Origin of the sequence: Microcystis sp. M113S1, assembly GCF_020246945.1 — a bacterium.
Lineage (GTDB): Bacteria > Cyanobacteriota > Cyanobacteriia > Cyanobacteriales > Microcystaceae > Microcystis.
Genome location: NZ_JADBSA010000032.1, coordinates 1 through 17,414 on the forward strand (window position 1 = coordinate 1; position 17,414 = coordinate 17,414).

The following is a 17,414-nucleotide window of genomic DNA, read 5'->3' on the forward strand; positions in this document are numbered from 1 at the left end:
GTTGTTGGTGCTGGTGATCCACTGACAGAACTGCTCCCACAGGGAGGCGCTTTCGCGCTGTTGTAGAGTGGTGGTCATTGGTTTATGATTCCTATTAAGTTGTCGAGGTACGATTGATTGATGATGTCTCTATCTTAGAGAGTTTGTATCGGTTTGTAAAGGGGTTTGACGATATTGTTACTTATGTCATTGATAAGCTGGGGTTATGTTCGGTTAGTTGGTCGAAGCGATCGATTTGCCGACATTGAAGCACCTTTTCCTTTGAGCGAGAGAATGCGATCTGGCGTAGCGAGCGCTTTGCGTTCGCTCTACTTGGTGTTGTTTTTGGCCCGTTCGATCTTGCCTGCGATTGCCTCCAGCCTTGCTTTGATTCTGGTCATCCATTGGTTAAACTCGGCCGACTGCTGGTCGATATCTTCTTTCCGTACCCTTATCTCTGCGGTTGTTTTTTCGTGGGCTTCTAACCGGATATTTAATTCTGCAATCATCATTGCCTCAAGTATCTATTGGTTTGTTTATTTATTAGGGAGGAGGCATCTCATTTTTGCAAGTGAGTAATTATACTTGTCGATGAAACTGTCTTCTAGCAAGGCTTTCAAAATAGCTTGACATAAAACTTAATTTAGGAGTTACAAAGGTGAGATGCTCCCGATCGCTTTTAACATATTGCAAAGATAATCGCTGTAAACAACTCTCTTTTAAGCCATCTTCAATGTCATATACAGACAGCGTATTATCGGGATTTTGTAAAAGAGAAATTATTCCTTTGGTCACACTGATTAGATTAGTTGTAAATAGCATATAAACTCTCCTAAGTCATAAAAAAGGGTGAGAATAATCGAAAAAACTGATAACCAATAACTGGGAAAACCTAATCCTTATAAGGATCGTACTGAGTCAATATCCGTTCTAACTTTACTTCATCAATGCGATTAATTAAGCGTTTAGATTCTTCGACATCGCGGACAGTTTTTGATAAATTAATGGTGGAACCGACGGTAAATAGTAAACCCATGCCTAAATAACCTTTAATCCACGGATCTACTGGCAGATAAACAACCCCTAAAGAAGTGGCAGAAATAGAGACAATAAAAGATAACCAAGTTTGAAAAATCCACGCTTGAGTATGACTGGGAGCAGTACCGTATTTTTTATCGTTCATAATTGCCTCCTAAACGTTTCTGCACCCATTCTGTCTGTTCTAAGGATGCAACAACAATGAGCGCTATCTAGTCGGGGGAGGGTTGAGAACTGGGGGGAATTAGGGTGAAGTGGGGTGAAGTATGAAGTATAATCGTTGTTACAATCTAGGACCAAAAAGATGGAGATTAAACATCTGAAAATTTGGTATTCTTGGGAAAAACAAGAACAGATGATCGATCGCTTGGTGGGGAAAGTAGGATTAACCCGGGTGCGTGCCACTTGTTTTCTGCGTCTCTGGATTTATGCGATCGCCAACGAGGGACAGGTAAAACCCCCTTTATCCCAGTTAATTTTTCCCACCACTGCCATTATCTGTACCCATCGACAAGCATCGGATTTATTTTATCAGGATCAGGACCAGGGCAGCGATCGCTCTGCTGGTATGATGTTAGATAAATTAGCAGCCCTTGGTTTAATTGAAAAATTTTTTGACGGCAACACAACCAGAGTTAAAATCAAACCAATTGCGGGGATTTTAGAGCCTGATAGCTCAGAATCATCTGTAGAATTGCAATTAGATCAATTTAATCCCCGTTGTGATGCGATTCCTGTGGCTAACTTGCTGACAGGCAATTATAACTGGATGAATCGCAATGCTGAAGCAATTCCCCATCGCATTTCTCGTCTGTTGCGGGGTTGGGCAAAAGATTACACTACAGGTATGCGAGTTTTGCGTCGGGTAGATAATCTTAATCCCGTCGGTTTTTATCTCCTCTATCCCACTGCAAACGAGTCGGAAGCGAATTTTTTTACCTCTCCTAACAAGAGTTTACATCTAAGTGCGATCAACGAACAGGATCCTTTTAAAATGGCATCCGTGGGAGATGAAAATTGTCTTTCGGTATTTATTCGCAGTTGGATGATTGATGCTAATTATTTAGAGAAATATCGTTTAATCTTCCTGCAAGATGCCCAAAAAACTCTCCAGAGAATGACCTTAGATTTTCCTAATCTCTGCGATTTACATACCTTGATTATCCATCCCGATTATGAGAAATTAGCCGCAGCCTTGGGATTTCAAAAAACTATTCAGGAATCCCCAAACTCTATTTATTGGATGTATTTAGGACTCGATCGCTTTTTATCCCTAGATATGAGTGAAATTCAATTTTAATCGGGAGTGGGAAGTGGGGGAAAAATCCCTAACTGGGTTTTTGAAGTTCGATCGGGAGTTCATCGTAATATTAAAAGCGGATTTGGTATAACATCTTGTAAATAAGTATTGTTATAATAATGACATCAATCAAGCTATCGTCGCCTATGTCTGAACAATTAATCGCTAATCTTGCTCATGCCTTTAAACCAGTTCCTTTACCTGCCGATAGTTCCTTTTATGTAGATCTAAAAGCAGTGAGAGCAGATGCCGATGTCCGTCTAGATTTAGGCAGAAAAATTATTCGTGCGCTGCCAACAGACTACACCCATCAACTCTACACAGGACATCGAGGAGGGGGGAAATCCACGGAATTATTGCGCCTGAAAAAATATCTAGAGCAAAAAAATTGTTTTGTTGTTTATTTTGCGGCAGATGAAGATGATATCGATCCAGAAGATGCTCAATATACAGATATTCTCATTGCCTGTACGCGCCATTTATTAGAACAACTAAAACAGGCTAATTCAACCCCCTTAAAAAACTGGATAAAATCCCGTTGGCAGGATTTAATTGATTTAGCTTTAACAGAGATTAAAGTTGAAGATGTTAAACTAGAAACAGGGGATTTAATTAAATATTTTGGTAAATTGTCTGCGGCGATTCGGGCAATTCCCAGTCAAAGACAAGAAATAAGAAATAAAATTAATCCTCATACTGTTACGCTGTTAACAGCACTAAATGAGTTTATTGATAATAGTAAAACTGTCTTAGATGATTCAAAAAAATTAGTGGTAATTGTTGATAACTTAGATCGCATTGTACCAATAAATCGGCGAGATCATAAAACTAATCATGATGAGATTTTTTTAGATCGAGCCGATCAATTAAAGGGGTTAAATTGTCATTTAATTTATACTATACCTATTTCAATGGCCTATTCTAATCGGGCCAATGATCTCCGCGATATTTATGATAATGACCCGATGGTTTTACCGATGATTATGCTCCGCAATCCTGATCGTACTATTAATCCTGATGGTATAGCAAAAATTAAGGCTATTATTGAGAAAAGAACCCAGAAATTTTTACCAACGAAAAAGCTAGAAACAGATATTTTTGAAAGTCAAGAAGTTCTGGAGCGATTATGTTTAATGACTGGAGGTCATGTACGAAACTTAATTTTATTAATGCAAACCGCTTTAGATCATGTGGATGCTTTACCCATTACCGCAAAAGCTGCTCAAAGAGCAATAACCCAAGCTAGAGATGTCTATCGGAGAACAGTAGAACACGAGCAGTGGAAAATTCTGGCTAAGGTACATCGTACCAACGAAATTCAAAATGATGAAGCTCATCGTAAATTATTATTCAATCGTTGTGTTTTACAATATGCTTATTTTGATGCAGATGCAGAGTTAAAAAGTTGGTATGATGTGCATCCTTTAATTACCGAAATTAAGGAGTTTAATGATGAATTATGAATGATGAATTATGAATGGGGAGCGGGAAACAGGGAACAGGTAAGAAAATCATTGTACCTCATAACTCTGAATACAGCTACATATAATAATGACAAACCAAAAAGTAAAACCCTTAACTAACTCTCAGGAATCGGATTTTGAAGGATTGCTAGAAGAGCAACCCCTAACAGCAGCAGAATCCTATCAAGCATTACTGCGATCGCTCAGACGAAAAAATGGCTTTAATTTACTCTTTGTTCGCTGTTCTCCCGTGCAAGCTGATGAGATTATTCGGGGAATCAGTCAAGATTTACCCAATAAAAATATTCAAGTCCTGCAACTTGATTCAGAAACCGATAATTTGTATGAGAAAATTGTCGATCTACCAAATTATACCAATCTAAACATTCTTTTTGTGCGAGGTTTAGAAAATGCACTACTGCGCTACGAAGAAGCGGAAAGTCAAGGCTATTTCTTGTCGAGTCAAAGTCCAGTTTATGGAGGAACCTGGGCCGGAGTTCCTAAGATTTTAGGCTATTTAAACCTATCCCGTGAGCGATTTGAGCGGCAATTTCCCTTTACTTTAGTATTCTTATTGCCGGAATTTGCCTTGCGGTATTTTATTCGTCGTGCGTCGGATTTTTTTGATTGGTATTCGGGAGTTTATGAATTTCCGACGGATAAGGACATATTGGAAAGAGAAATTAGAAGACTGGTTTATTTAGACGGCGATCTCGATACCTATCAGCAATTCACTCCCCAACAACGACAGGAAAAGTTAGCCGAAATTAAGGCCTATTTAAGCGATTCCCCATCTCTCGATCCTGTTCAAACATCTGAATTGTGGCATAAAAAAGGCCTAATTCATGCAATGGGAAAAGAATACGAACAAGCGATCGCATCTTACGATCAAGCTTTAGAATTTAAACCCGATAAGCATGAAGCTTGGACAAACCGAGGGTTTGCGTTAGGTAATTTAGGCAGATTTGAAGAAGCGATCGCATCTTACGATCAAGCTTTAGAAATTAAACCCGATTTTCATGAAGCTTGGTACAACCGAGGGAGTGCGTTAGATGACTTAGGAAGGTATGAAGAAGCGATCGCATCTTACGATCAAGCTTTAGAAATTAAACCCGATAAGCATGAAGCTTGGTACAACCGAGGGAATGCGTTAGATAACTTAGGAAGGTATGAAGAAGCGATCGCATCTTACGATCAAGCTTTAGAAATTAATTCAAATGATGCTAATACTTACTACAATAAAGCTTGCTGTTATGGCTTACAAAACAATGTAGAATTAGCTATCGAAAACTTACAACGCGCCATCAATCTTGATGTCGAATATCAGGATATGGCGAAAACGGATCAAGATTTTGAGCAGATTCGGGGAGATGAGCGGTTTCAATCATTGCTAAGTTAAGTAAATAAAAAAAGAGATAACTATCTAGTCGAAAGCAATCCTATCATCAGAATTAGGGTATAATAACTCTTAAGTCACAACTTTCTATCCTATCAGGAGAACAATTGCTATGACACTGGCAACCACCAACCAACAAACCATTTTAGAAAAACTGCAAACCCTCAACCCACAACAACAACAACAAGTAATAGAGTTTATTGAATTTTTGCAACTTAAAGCAGATAAGACAGCAATTCATGAGGAAGAAAGAGAAATTTCTGCTTTAGAATCAGCCGGAGACTTAGTGGGGTGTTTAGACAGTGGGAAAGGAGATTTATCCCTAAAAAAGAGGGAATTTAAAAAAAAGCATCTAGTCTAATATGCTTAAAAGAGTAATTCTAGATACGGGGGTCTTAGTCGCCGTTCTCGACCGGAGTGATAATTATCACAATTGGGCAATTCAGCAATGGGAAAAAGTTGCCAAACCTTTATTAACTTGTGAGGCAGTTATCACTGAATCCTGTTTTATTTTACAAGATGTTTATGGGAGTGAAGATGCAATAATGTCTTTAATTGAACGGGGAACAATTAAAATAGATTTTAGCCTAAATGATGAAGTCAAAGTCATCCGAGAGTTAAGACAGCGTTATCAATCCGTTCCCATGTCTTTTGCTGATGCTTGTTTGGTGAGGATGACTGAATTAATTGAAAGCAGTTCTGTGTTAACTTTAGATAGCGATTTCTATATTTATCGCTAGAATCGGAGAGAAATGATTGATGCAATAATTCCTGACTGACAACCTCCATACCGAATATCAAGATATGGCAAAAACAGATAAGGATTTTGAGCAGATTCGGGGAGATGAGCGGTTTCAATCATTGCTAAGTTAAGTAGATAAAAAAAGAGATAACTATGCTCAATCAATATACTGCTAAATATACAAAAATTCCCTCTGGTTACATGGGACAACTGATAGAATGGCCAGAAGTGATTACCGAAGGAGCAACCTTAGAAGAATGTCGAGAAATGCTCAAAGATGCTCTCTTTGAAATGATTTTAGCCTATCAACAACAAAACCAACCGATTCCTCTAGAAGAATGCTTGTTAGAATCAATTTATCTAAGTATTTAAGATGTCAGTAAAACGCAGAGATCTAATCAAATATTTTGAAGAAAATGGTTTTTATCTTCTGAGGGAAGGCGGGAATCACTCTATCTATACCAATGGAGAAAAAACTATTCCCATTAAAAGACACCGTACTATTGATAAAGTAACAGCCAATGTCATTTGCAAACAAGCTGGACTAGAAGCAAAGTTTTAAATCACCTCGATTAAAGCTTGTAATAAATATTTATTTTAGGTGCATTCCAATCATTTTCAAGGTGTTGGAGGTGATAATAAGATTCTTTGACCTCGGTTTCTGACCATTCCAATTCTTCAACTAGAAGTGGCTGTTCAGGGTTTTGAGGAAAATCAACAGATTGCTTCCTAGCATTCAGAGAAATAGATGCTGGTTTAGTTTCTTGATTTGACATATCAGAAATTATACTAAATCTGGTTATCAAAAACTGATTATTTATTCTCCCCTTTGCCTCTTGCATGAGTGCCTCTCTTGATATGTAGCCTATACTCAAGGGATTTAGTATAATTGACCGCCTAAAAATCGAAAATTTTGCTCATTATATCATAAAAATCACAAAAAATACTTAATTTAATAAGACAACTAAATAATTGTTTAATCGGTAATTCTTGAGGAAATCTAAAATCAGAACCCAAATGGTAAAAAGAGTGAGAGAATAAAAACATAGTTCAGAGAGGAGAGGCTGTCAAGACAAGCTTTCCAGTCGTAAAATCCATAATTCTTGCCGGGTGAAGGCTAATAAATAACTTTCAAAAAAGCGGGATTGAACTTAGTAGAACAAATCGCAACAATCTGTCAATCTACTGAAAAAAAGAGAGAAAACTTATGTTTTGTGAACAATGCGAACAAACCGCTAGTGGTAATGGTTGCCATCAGTGGGGAGCCTGTGGAAAAAGTCCCGAAGTCAACGCTGTTCAAGACTTATTAGTTTATTGTCTGCGGGGATTAGCATCGGTAGTTTTAAAAGCAAAAGAAGCGGCGATATCTACTCGCGAAGCCGATATTTTTACCTGTGAGTCGCTTTTCGCCACCATGACCAATGTGAACTTCGATCAACGACGTTTTACCGATTATATTCAGCGTTGTTTAGAGATTCGGGAAAATTTAAAAGCACAATTGGGATCGCTGGACTGGTCTGCACTTGCCAACTATCAGCCTAATTTTAATGAGAGCCTAGTTAGCCAAGGTCAAGAAGTATCCTTAGAACTAATTGAAAAAGTGCAGGACATCGATATTTTTTCCCTAAAGTTAACCGCTATCTACGGAGTTAAAGGTCTTGCTTCCTATACTTTCCACGCTCAGGAATTAGGTCAAGAGGATGACTCAGTTTATCAGGTTATCCAAGAGACTTTAGCGGCAATTGATCGGGGGGATTTAAACCTGAATGATTGGGTGGCAATCTGTCTAAAAGTCGGGGCAGCAAACCTGCGGGCCATGGAATTATTAGATCAAGGTCATACCGAAACCTACGGTCATCCGATACCGACAAATGTTCCCTTAAATCCGCGTTTAGGTAAAGCCATTTTAGTCTCCGGCCATGATATTAAACAATTGGCAGCTTTACTGGCACAAACTGCCAATACTGGCATAACAGTCTATACCCACGGAGAATTATTACCCGCTCACGGTTATCCAAAACTAAAAGAAAAATATCCCCATCTCTACGGTCATTATGGAACCGCTTGGCAAAATCAAACTAAAGAATTTGCTAAGTTTCCGGGGGCAATAGTTTTAACTACTAATTGTCTCATGCCCCCCCACGAAAACTATGAAAGTAAACTCTTTACCCTCGGACCTGTGGGTTATGCCCATATTAACCGCTTAGAAACAGTTGACGGTGCGATCGATTTTAGTCCCGTGATTGCTAAAGCACTGTCATTGCCCGGATTTACTGAAATAAGCGAACCTCGGCAGGTAATGGTAGGATTTGCCCACAATACCGTCCTCAGTGTCGCTGATACGGTGGTTGATGCCCTTAAACAGGGTAAAATCCGTCACTTCTTCCTAGTTGGTGGCTGCGATGGGGCAAAACCCGATCGCAATTACTACACCGAATTTGTGGAACAAGTCCCCGAAGATTGTATCGTTTTAACCCTTGCCTGCGGAAAATTCCGCTTTTTCGACAAACAATTAGGTAGCATCGAAGGATTACCCCGGCTAATGGACGTGGGACAATGTAACGATGCCTATAGTGCCATCAAAATCGCCCTAGGATTAGCCAACGCTTTTAACGTTAGCGTCAACGAGATACCCCTATCCCTAATTATCTCTTGGTACGAACAAAAAGCGATCGCTGTACTGCTCACCCTGCTGCATCTAGGTATGCAAAATATCCGTCTGGGACCAACTTTACCGGCATTTATCTCCCCTAACGTCCTGAAATTCCTCGCCGATACCTATCACCTGCAGCCGATTACCACCCCCGCAAAAGACTTAGCCGATTGTCTAGGTTAAAACTTTCTGTAAAAATCCCACCTTTGGTGGCAAACCGTGGCCTATGGAAGGAGAGGGATATTATCCTCAAGGAGAATAATTTTTATGTCCGTAATCACTTTAAGCATTGATGGCAAAGATGTAGCGATCGAAGCAGGTTCGCGAGTTCTCGCGGCAGCTAGTCAGGTAGGAATAAAAATTCCCGCCCTCTGTCATCTCGAGGGGGTTTCCGAAGTGGCTGCCTGTCGCTTATGTTTGGTAGAAATTGAAGGTATTAATAAATTATTACCCGCCTGTGTAACGGAAGTGGCGGAAGGAATGGTGGTTCATACCGATACCCCAAAACTCAAAGAATATCGCCGCATGACGGTGGAATTATTATTCGCTGAAGGCAATCACGTTTGTGCAGTTTGTGTGGCTAATGGTAACTGTGAATTACAAGATTTAGCCATCGAAGTGGGTATGGATCATAGTCGTTTTCCCTACCGTTTTCCCAAGCGAGAAGTGGATATTTCCCATCCTCTTTTCGGTATCGATCATAATCGTTGTGTTCTCTGTACCCGTTGTGTGCGAGTCTGCGATGAAATTGAAGGGGCGCACGTTTGGGATCTGGCTTATCGCGGCGAAAAAGATAAAATTATTGCGGGAATGGATCAGCCTTGGGGCAGTGTTTCTGCCTGTACTTCCTGCGGCAAATGTGTTGCCGCTTGTCCAACCGGGGCGATATTCCGTAAGGGTTCCGCCGTTTCTGAAAAAGAGGAAGATCGCTCGAAGTTGGAATTTTTAGTTAACGCTAGGACTCAACACCAATGGACGCGTTAAAGTAATCGATGGAGGGTGATAGTGATCGATGGGCGCATTTAGATATCTACGAGAAGAAACTAACGGCCAAGGTAAGGGAGGACTATGATCAGATTATGGGTAATAATCAAGATATCCTAGCGATTGCCACCCAATACGAAATATCGTATCTCGATATTCAACGCGCCAAGGATTATGCTTTTGGATCGGGAGTGTCTCGATATCAATTTTTTCCCGAAGGTTTAATGGTAGCAGCTTGGCGAAGACTCGCTGGCGCTCAAGGGAATAATCTTGATCGGATGTTTCTCAATCATGAAATCTACGAATCTGACTTAGTGATTAATCGAGGCTTTTCGCAGCAACAAGCGCATTTACTGGCACAAAAACAATATCCTTGGTCCGATTCAATTCAGCAAACAAGATAATTATGACCACATCACCCGAATCGCAATTTCTGCAAGCCCTAGAAATGTGTCAGTCTCTCTCCAATTTGACGGCGCAATTTTCTAGTATTCCTTGTCGGATAATTGAAATTTTGTCTGATGTCAGTCAAGAGCCTAGGGTTTTGTATTCGCTCTTAATTAAATATTCTAGAGAGGTGGATTCCGCTTTAGTTGCCCTAGATATTTATGCCAAAAATGCTGATAATTGGCGAGTAAAAGATCGAGATAAAACCTGTTCTCTTGGTTTTGGAGTGAAAGACCATTGCACGATTTTAAGCTGTTTGCTCAATTTCAGCAAACGTCCTTTTTCTTTTATTTCTTATACCGGAAATTTTGCATCAGAGGCGATTATTTTTGAGCTACTTAAAGACTGGAAAAATCTAGATTTAGCCCCTTTCTTTGAGGAAAAAATGCAAGAGTTTATCCTGGAGGCAAAAATAGCTTAAAAGAGAATTTCTTTTCGTTTGATCCTTTTGACCAAATTGCAACTCAGCCAACAATACCAACCAAGGAATTAAAATTATGAGTAAAATTCGCTTCGCTACTGTCTGGTTAGCCGGTTGTTCGGGATGCCATATGTCCTTCCTCGATTTGGATGAATGGCTGTTAGAATTAGCCGAAAAAGTTGACGTGGTATATAGTCCCGTCGGCTGCGATCTGAAAACCTATCCCGAAAATGTCGATGTCTGTTTAGTGGAAGGAGCGATCGCTAATCAGGACAATTTAGAACTAATTCATCTAGTCCGCCAAAATACCAAAACCGTCGTTTCTTTTGGTGATTGCGCCGTGACTGCTAACGTTCCCGCTATGCGGAATATGTTAGGAACTGCCGATCCCGTGCTAAAAAGAGCTTATTTAGAGTTAGGAGATAACACCCCTCAACTACCAGAAGAACCCGGTATCGTTCCCGAATTATTAGATCAAGTGCTGCCCGTCCATCAAGTCATTCCCATCGATATTTTTATGCCGGGTTGTCCCCCCGATGCGGACAGAATTCGCGAGACATTGATTCCGATTTTAAAAGGGGAATTACCCGTGATGGCAGGACGAGAAATGATTAAATTTGGTTAATTGAATCAGTTATCAGTTATCAGTTATCAGTTATCAGATTTAAGTTTTGAGTTTTGAGTTTTGAGTTTTGAGTTTTGAGTGAGCAGTATGTATTAAGTGAGCCTCATCAAATGGCAGTTTGCTCCTGTCTTTTCGCTGTTTACTGTTTACTGTTTACTGATTATACTAAATCCACTGAGTATAGGCTACATATCAGAAGAGGCACTCATGCAAGTGGAGTGACTCTTAAATTATTACAGATGTGTCAGCAGCCGTCTGTAAGCATCCCACCGAAAAACTAATGCGCGGGGGGTTTGGGGGCGGCGCCACGCCCCCAACGGGGGGTTTGGGGGGTAGAACCCCCCAAAGGCTTGGATTGAGTGATAAAATCGGAAGTAATACTAAATCCGTTGAGTATGGGCTACATATCAAGAGAGGCACTCATGCAAAACGGAGAATAAATAATCAGTTTTTAATAACTGGATTTAGTATTACTGATCACTGTTTACTGATCACTGTTTACTGATTACTGTTTACTGAACATCTCCCCTAAATCAAGTTAAAATATCCGCTCCCAACATCCGTTGATATTTAGCTTCTAAGGCTTGTTTCAAATTGGGCAAAGTGATTAAATGGGGATCATCTAACATAATTTTTTCGGCGGCATCTCTTGCCAAAACTAACACCTCTTGATCCTCGACTAAACTAGCGAGGGCAAAATCTGGTAAACCCGATTGTCGTTGTCCTAAAACTTCCCCCGGACCGCGAAATCGCATATCCATTTCCGAGATAAAAAAGCCGTCTTGGGATTGTTCCAAAACCGTTAATCTTTGACGGGAATTAGCACTATTACTGCCACTTAAAAGTAAACAGTAGGATTGATGGGAGCCTCTGCCCACGCGCCCCCGTAATTGATGCAATTGTGACAGGCCAAAACGTTCGGCATTTTCAATTAACATCACCGTGGCATTGGGAACATCAACCCCCACTTCGATAACTGTAGTTGAGACAATAATTTGCAGAATATTATCGCGAAAAGCTGTTAAGATTTCCTCTTTTTCGGCGGAACTCATGCGACCATGGAGTAACCCGATATTAAAATTAGGAAAAATCTTTTCTGATAAATTTTGATATTCTTCCACCGCAGCTCTAACATCTAATTTTTCCGATTCTTCAATCAAGGGAAAAATCACATAAGCTTGTCTGCCTTGGGCAATTTCACGGCGAATTAAATCATAGGCAGCCCTTCTTTGATTCCCATTTAAAGCGGTGGTTTGAATCGGTTGTCTGCCGGGGGGTAATTCGTCAATTTGACTCACATCCAAATCCCCATGCAGGGTTAAAGCTAAAGTACGGGGAATCGGTGTTGCTGTCATGGTTAAAACGTGGGCAGACTCTCCTTTGCTTAATAATCTTGCCCTTTGTTGTACCCCAAAGCGATGCTGTTCATCAATAACAACTAACCCCAACTTGCGGAAATTAACTGCATCTTGAATTAGGGCATGAGTTCCCACTAAAAGTGGTAATTCTCCTGTCTCTAATTGGGCGTGAATTTCTCGCCGTTTAGCGGTTTTTGTGGAACCAGTTAATAATTCTACGGGTAAATGTAAGAGATTAAACCAGCTAACTAACTTACGATAATGTTGTTCCGCTAAAACTTCCGTGGGAGCCATTAATGCCGCTTGATAACCGGATTGTAGGGCTGCTAAAATAGCATAAACTCCGACAATTGTTTTGCCAGAACCCACATCCCCCTGCACAAGACGATTCATCGGGGTGCTAGAATCTAAATCCTCTAAAATTTCCTCAATAACTCGTTTTTGAGCATTAGTCAATTGAAAGGGAATTATCTGATTAAATCGATCAATTAGTTGACCCTTAGCACTAAAAACAGCACTTTTCTGTGTCTGACGATACTGTTGCCGCCGCCGCAGAAAACCCAATTGTAAAAAGAAGAATTCATCAAAGACTAATCGCCGTCGCGCTTGACTGAGAATCTCGGCATTATTGGGGAAATGAATGTTAGTAATTGCTGTTTTTAAATCGATTAATCCGTATTGTTTTCTGAGACCAAAAGGTAGGGGGTCTTTTATCGCCTCTACTGCCCCAAAAGCGGCGACTACAGCCTTTCTAATTAGGTCGGCGGGTACTCCATCGGTGAGGGGATAAACCGGCAGGATACGCCCGATTTTTAAGGACTCAATACTTGCCCCAGAACTGTCTAATAATTCAAATTCAGGATTTTCTAAAGTTAACCCATATTTTCCCGCTTTAACTAAACCACTAACTGCCACCACCGAACCGACGGGATAGAGTTTTTTTTGTCCTTCTTGCCAAGCACGATTAGTATAGCGAGTTCCCGCATAAAAACGGTTTAATTTTATCTGTCCAGTGCGATCCTGTAAGAGCAATTCAAAGATAGCTAACTTGGTATTTTTGGGGCTATTAAAACAATTACAGCGCTTGACATTCCCCACTAAAGTTACCGTTTCCCCCTCGGTTAAATTAGCGATATTGACTTGACGACTGTAATCAATATGATCCCGGGGATAATAATATAATAAATCTTCAACTTTGTGGAGGTTTAATTTTTCTAAAAGACCAGCTTTTCTCTCTCCCACTTCCGCTAGATATTTCAAGGGTTGTTCGAGGGTAACTTGCCGTGGAGAAATAGCCTTTGCCGTGATGGGAGTGGTATTAATAATTTTCGCCGCAGCTGGTTCTTTTGGGGTGGGGGTTGCTTCTAAAGTTTGCCGTAATTGTTGCAAAAAATTGCGAGTTTCGGTGACTAATTGTTGTCTTTGTCTGGGATTAAACTGGGAATATTGGGCAAATTTTTGGGCTAATTCTCGCCAGCGATTTCTCTCACTGGTGGAAATTCCCACGGGAGGATTATCCCCGAAACTAAGACACAAAAACTCGCTAAAACGGTACTGATTTCCCTGAAGATCTGGATAACCTTTTTCCGCTTCCACAGATAAGGCTTTTTGTAATCTCACCCAGTCGGGTATTTCCCCTTTCATAATTGCCTCTTGACTCCAAATTTCCCGGTATTATGTTTCCCTAATACCTCTGTTTGATCATAACTGATTAATCATACCAACTACTGCGCCACGCCGCTTCCGCTTGAGCGATAGTATATTCTTTGCGAATACGATGATATTGTTCCCCTAGACGATTTAATTGTTCCCAAAGGGAGCGAATTTGATTTCTTTCGACACTTAAGCGCGTATCAGCAAATTCAAGTTCAGCCATTCGTAGATGAATCGCCGTTACTTTAGTGACTTTGCTACTTGAAAAATCATGATCATCCCCATCATCTTCATCTTCATCTTTTTCTTCCTCTGGTTCAGGGTTTTTAGCTTCCACTAGAATGTTTAACATATTATTTCCTCCACCTAGGGATTGTCCTTCTTCTCCCGCTTGAATTGCCATATCGATAATTTGACTGGGTAGATAAGGGGGAAGAATATAAGCTTTTTGTAGTTGCTGATTAATTTGTTTAGAGAGATGATTGAGAATCTCGATACAGTTTTTTTCCAGCACTCGACAACAATAAAGTAAAGTATCGGGGTTATTAATCTCTCCAGTTGCGGCTAGATTTTCCCGTTTGTCTAGAAAAAGTTTCAAGAAATCTGGGGTGTTAACTGTCTCTGCTGGACTTTTAGAGAATCCTACCCCTGAAAATGCCCCTCGCTCGAAGCTCTGCTCGCCCAATTGCTGTAAACTGGCTTTAGCCTCTTGTCCTAGAGCTTTGATCTCCTCTTGTAGTTTCTGACGATTGCTGTGGGAGAGGGCCAGAAATTCCCCCCCATAGTAACGGGTACATATATAATACACTGCCCCGATCGCCTGTTTATAGAGAGATTCACCGAGTAAATCAAGATAAATTCGGTATTTTTCTCGCATTCTTTCGGCTAAATTTGCCACTTCCGTTTCTATGTTCTTTAAATCTTGTTGTAGCTTGTTCAGTCTTCCAGTCATAGAAATTTTACCGAGGGAGAAGTTAGCGATCGGCGAATTCTATTATAGCGACTCATTGTCAGCTATAGCGCCCTGACCAGGGGGCGATGTTCAGACTCGATCATTTATCGGTTATTTTAGGTATTAGCTTTTAGCATTGGTTTGGCAAAGATAACTGCTATAATGAAAATGATTAGCAGGAAAACTCTCTATCTACATGGTAAGATAAAGTTAGTGGAATTGGGATAAAACAGCGAAAATTTTTTGCAGAGCTTACCACCACAAGTTCCCCATGAAAACCGACAGTATTTTTTATGATCTTTTTCAATCTTATCCGTCAATTTTCTTTGAATTAATCAACCTTGCCCCCAGAGAAGCAGAGAATTACCGCTTTGATTCCGTCGAAATTAAGCAACTAGCTTTTCGTATTGATGGCGTATTTTTGCCCAATATTACCGATCCTAGCATTCCTATTTATTTCTGCGAGGTGCAATTTCAAGATGATCAGAATTTTTATGGCCGTTTCTTTGCTGAAATCTTCTTATATCTCAGTAAAACTACTTTTAACAATGATTGGCACGGGGTGGTCATTTATCCCCATCGTCGGGTAGAATCAGATCAGGTTGTACGTTACCAAGACTTATTGACATCTGGGAGAGTGACGCGAATATATTTAGATGAACTAGATGATATTAATCAAGATTCCCTCGGTATTGCCACTATAAAATTAATTATTGCTAAAGAAAATCAAGCAGTGGCAACAGCCAAACAACTTATTGAACGAGTGCGAACTGAATTTACCCAACCGCAAAACCTCCTACAATTAATAGAAACGATCCTTATCTATAAATTACCACGTCTAAGTCGCCGGGAGATAGAAGCCATGTTTAGTTTAGATGAACTGAAACAAACCCGTTATTTTCAAGACGTTCGAGAAGAAGGTAAACTGGAGGGTAAACTGGAAGGTAAACTGGAAGGTAAACTGGAAGGTAAACTGGAAGGTAAACTGGAAGGTAAACTGGAAGGTAAACTGGAAGGTAAACTGGAAGGTAAACTGGAATCTGTGCCGCGTTTATTGGCTTTAGGTTTAACTGTAGAACAAATTGCTCAAGCTTTGGACTTAACTGTAGAAAAAGTGCGAGAAATACCAGAAACCCATTAAGATAATCTAGCAGTAGGCTATGACAGCATTTCTCCTCAGGATAAAGTGTAACCTAATTTGGTATCGACCACCGACTACCCAAAACGAAAACTTCCTACCTCACCTATGACTAGCACTCCTTCAGCTTCTTTAAAATTTAAAAAAAACAAAATTACCGACACAAATATCACTCTCTCCCATGGCAGTGGTGGCAAAGCAATGCGGGATTTAATTAATGAGATATTCGTTAATAACTTTGATAATAACTTACTGGCAACCCTTGAAGATCAAGCCCGATTTGAGATTAAAGATTTGGCTAAAATAGGCGATCGCTTGGCATTTACCACCGATTCCTATGTGGTTTCTCCCCTATTCTTTCCGGGGGGTGATATTGGCAGTTTAGCAGTCAATGGAACCGTTAATGATTTGGCTGTCGGTGGGGCAATTCCTCTCTATCTCAGTTGTAGTTTTATCCTCGAAGAAGGTTTATCTATCGACACCCTAAAAACCATCGTTACCAGCATGAAAATAGCCGCCGACAAAGCAGCGGTAAAAATCGTCACCGGGGATACAAAAGTCGTTCCCAGGGGACAAGGGGATCAAATATTTATTAATACCTCTGGAGTCGGAGTAATTCCGGCCCGAATCAATTCCAGTGCCAATAATTTACAAATTGGCGATCGCATTTTGATTAACGGTTTTCTGGGGGATCACGGCACCGCCATTCTGATGGCCCGGGACGAATTAGACCTGCAATGCACAATCGAAAGCGATTGTCAAGCTCTGAATTCTTTAATTTCTGCAATTCTGGCAGTTTGCCCGGAAGTTAAAGCGATGCGGGATGCCACTAGAGGCGGATTAGCCACAGTTTTAAACGAATTCGCCCAAAGTTCAGGGGTGGGAATACAAGTACAGGAAACGGCGATCCCCATCCGGGAAGAAGTGCGAGGAATGTGCGAATTATTGGGCTTAGAACCGCTTTATCTGGCAAATGAGGGCAAATTAGTCCTTGTCGTGCCTCCGGAGGCGGAAAATCGCGTTTTAGCAGTGATGCGTTCCCATCCTGACGGTAAAAATGCCGCTTGTATCGGGGAAGTCGTCGCTTCTCCCCCCAATTTAGTTTACTTAAAAACCGCTTTCGGCACTAAAAGGATTCTCGATATGTTAGTCGGTGAACAATTACCGAGAATATGTTAATTAGACAGGAGACAGTTTTAAAGGAAAAAGTGAAAACTAAAAAAACAGATAGTTGGGGTTTTGGGGTTTTAGTTGAAATTTCCCTG

At 40.5% G+C, this 17,414-nt stretch carries 21 protein-coding genes; 15 read left to right on the top strand and 6 right to left on the bottom strand.

The features are described 5' to 3' along the window. Positions 1–308 precede the first annotated feature (308 nt). From IM319_RS01945 to IM319_RS01955, 3 genes are all read right to left on the bottom strand, one after another. Positions 309–491 (bottom strand): hypothetical protein, encoded by a 183-nt coding sequence (locus tag IM319_RS01945; RefSeq protein WP_287734420.1) that lies wholly within the window; start codon positions 489–491, stop codon positions 309–311. 67 nt (positions 492–558) lie between these two features. Further along, entirely contained in the window at positions 559–801 is a 243-nt protein-coding gene (locus IM319_RS01950; RefSeq protein WP_287734422.1) for a hypothetical protein, read from the bottom strand. A 70-nt stretch (positions 802–871) separates the two neighbouring features. Next, positions 872–1,162, bottom strand: a complete 291-nt coding sequence (locus tag IM319_RS01955; protein WP_024970485.1) for a YiaA/YiaB family inner membrane protein — start codon at positions 1,160–1,162, stop codon at positions 872–874. 159 nt (positions 1,163–1,321) lie between these two features. Between IM319_RS01955 and IM319_RS01960 the strand changes: the two genes are divergently transcribed. From IM319_RS01960 to IM319_RS01990, 8 genes are all read left to right on the top strand, one after another. After that, positions 1,322–2,317 (top strand): hypothetical protein, encoded by a 996-nt coding sequence (locus IM319_RS01960; protein ID WP_287684762.1) that lies wholly within the window; start codon positions 1,322–1,324, stop codon positions 2,315–2,317. A 146-nt stretch (positions 2,318–2,463) separates the two neighbouring features. Then, complete coding sequence (locus IM319_RS01965) at positions 2,464–3,780, top strand: P-loop NTPase fold protein (RefSeq protein WP_287734423.1); 1,317 nt, start codon at positions 2,464–2,466, stop codon at positions 3,778–3,780. A 145-nt stretch (positions 3,781–3,925) separates the two neighbouring features. Next, positions 3,926–5,179, top strand: coding sequence for a tetratricopeptide repeat protein (locus IM319_RS01970; protein WP_287734441.1), 1,254 nt, complete (start codon positions 3,926–3,928; stop codon positions 5,177–5,179). A gap of 109 nt (positions 5,180–5,288) precedes the next feature. After that, positions 5,289–5,537 carry a hypothetical protein gene (locus tag IM319_RS01975; RefSeq protein ID WP_287734424.1) on the top strand — a complete coding sequence of 83 codons (249 nt, stop codon included), beginning with the start codon at positions 5,289–5,291 and terminating at the stop codon, positions 5,535–5,537. A gap of 1 nt (position 5,538) precedes the next feature. Further along, on the top strand, positions 5,539–5,916 hold the full coding sequence (locus IM319_RS01980; protein WP_287076717.1) for a type II toxin-antitoxin system VapC family toxin: 378 nt from the start codon (positions 5,539–5,541) through the stop codon (positions 5,914–5,916). A 31-nt stretch (positions 5,917–5,947) separates the two neighbouring features. Beyond that, positions 5,948–6,049, top strand: a complete 102-nt coding sequence (locus IM319_RS22685; RefSeq protein WP_409770630.1) for a TPR end-of-group domain-containing protein — start codon at positions 5,948–5,950, stop codon at positions 6,047–6,049. Positions 6,050–6,071: 22 nt separating this feature from the next. Next, entirely contained in the window at positions 6,072–6,290 is a 219-nt protein-coding gene (locus IM319_RS01985; RefSeq protein ID WP_272076921.1) for a type II toxin-antitoxin system HicB family antitoxin, read from the top strand. 1 nt (position 6,291) lies between these two features. After that, positions 6,292–6,480 carry a type II toxin-antitoxin system HicA family toxin gene (locus tag IM319_RS01990; RefSeq protein ID WP_002780187.1) on the top strand — a complete coding sequence of 63 codons (189 nt, stop codon included), beginning with the start codon at positions 6,292–6,294 and terminating at the stop codon, positions 6,478–6,480. Positions 6,481–6,490: 10 nt separating this feature from the next. Here IM319_RS01990 and IM319_RS01995 read toward each other — a convergent pair whose 3' ends face one another. Continuing rightward, a complete protein-coding gene (locus IM319_RS01995; RefSeq protein WP_043999686.1) occupies positions 6,491–6,694 on the bottom strand; it encodes a hypothetical protein in 204 nt (67 codons plus the stop codon). Positions 6,695–7,125: 431 nt separating this feature from the next. Here IM319_RS01995 and hcp point away from each other — a divergent pair, with 431 nt between their 5' ends. From hcp to IM319_RS02020, 5 genes are all read left to right on the top strand, one after another. Next, the gene (hcp, locus tag IM319_RS02000) at positions 7,126–8,754 is read left to right on the top strand and encodes a hydroxylamine reductase (RefSeq protein WP_287684768.1); all 1,629 of its coding nucleotides are present in this window, start codon (positions 7,126–7,128) and stop codon (positions 8,752–8,754) included. Positions 8,755–8,838: 84 nt separating this feature from the next. Further along, positions 8,839–9,555 (top strand): bidirectional hydrogenase complex protein HoxU, encoded by a 717-nt coding sequence (gene hoxU, locus IM319_RS02005; RefSeq protein WP_286824218.1) that lies wholly within the window; start codon positions 8,839–8,841, stop codon positions 9,553–9,555. Between the two features lie 8 nt (positions 9,556–9,563). Beyond that, entirely contained in the window at positions 9,564–9,959 is a 396-nt protein-coding gene (locus IM319_RS02010; protein WP_287684769.1) for a hypothetical protein, read from the top strand. Between the two features lie 2 nt (positions 9,960–9,961). After that, entirely contained in the window at positions 9,962–10,423 is a 462-nt protein-coding gene (locus IM319_RS02015) for a hypothetical protein (RefSeq protein WP_158202136.1), read from the top strand. Between the two features lie 76 nt (positions 10,424–10,499). Then, complete coding sequence (locus tag IM319_RS02020) at positions 10,500–11,048, top strand: oxidoreductase (RefSeq protein ID WP_002740992.1); 549 nt, start codon at positions 10,500–10,502, stop codon at positions 11,046–11,048. A 533-nt stretch (positions 11,049–11,581) separates the two neighbouring features. On the opposite strand, the gene recG is transcribed toward IM319_RS02020, so the two are convergent. After that, positions 11,582–14,050: an ATP-dependent DNA helicase RecG gene (recG, locus tag IM319_RS02025; RefSeq protein ID WP_287734426.1), complete on the bottom strand. Its 2,469-nt coding sequence runs from the start codon at positions 14,048–14,050 to the stop codon at positions 11,582–11,584. A 67-nt stretch (positions 14,051–14,117) separates the two neighbouring features. Next, on the bottom strand, positions 14,118–15,011 hold the full coding sequence (locus tag IM319_RS02030) for a hypothetical protein (RefSeq protein WP_286824228.1): 894 nt from the start codon (positions 15,009–15,011) through the stop codon (positions 14,118–14,120). Positions 15,012–15,282: 271 nt separating this feature from the next. On the opposite strand from IM319_RS02030, the gene IM319_RS02035 reads away from it, so the two are divergent. Together IM319_RS02035 and hypE are read left to right on the top strand one after the other, a co-directional pair. Next, the gene (locus IM319_RS02035; protein ID WP_287734428.1) at positions 15,283–16,152 is read left to right on the top strand and encodes an Rpn family recombination-promoting nuclease/putative transposase; all 870 of its coding nucleotides are present in this window, start codon (positions 15,283–15,285) and stop codon (positions 16,150–16,152) included. 105 nt (positions 16,153–16,257) lie between these two features. Next, entirely contained in the window at positions 16,258–17,328 is a 1,071-nt protein-coding gene (gene hypE, locus IM319_RS02040) for a hydrogenase expression/formation protein HypE (protein WP_287734429.1), read from the top strand. The last annotated feature ends 86 nt before the right edge of the window (positions 17,329–17,414 follow it).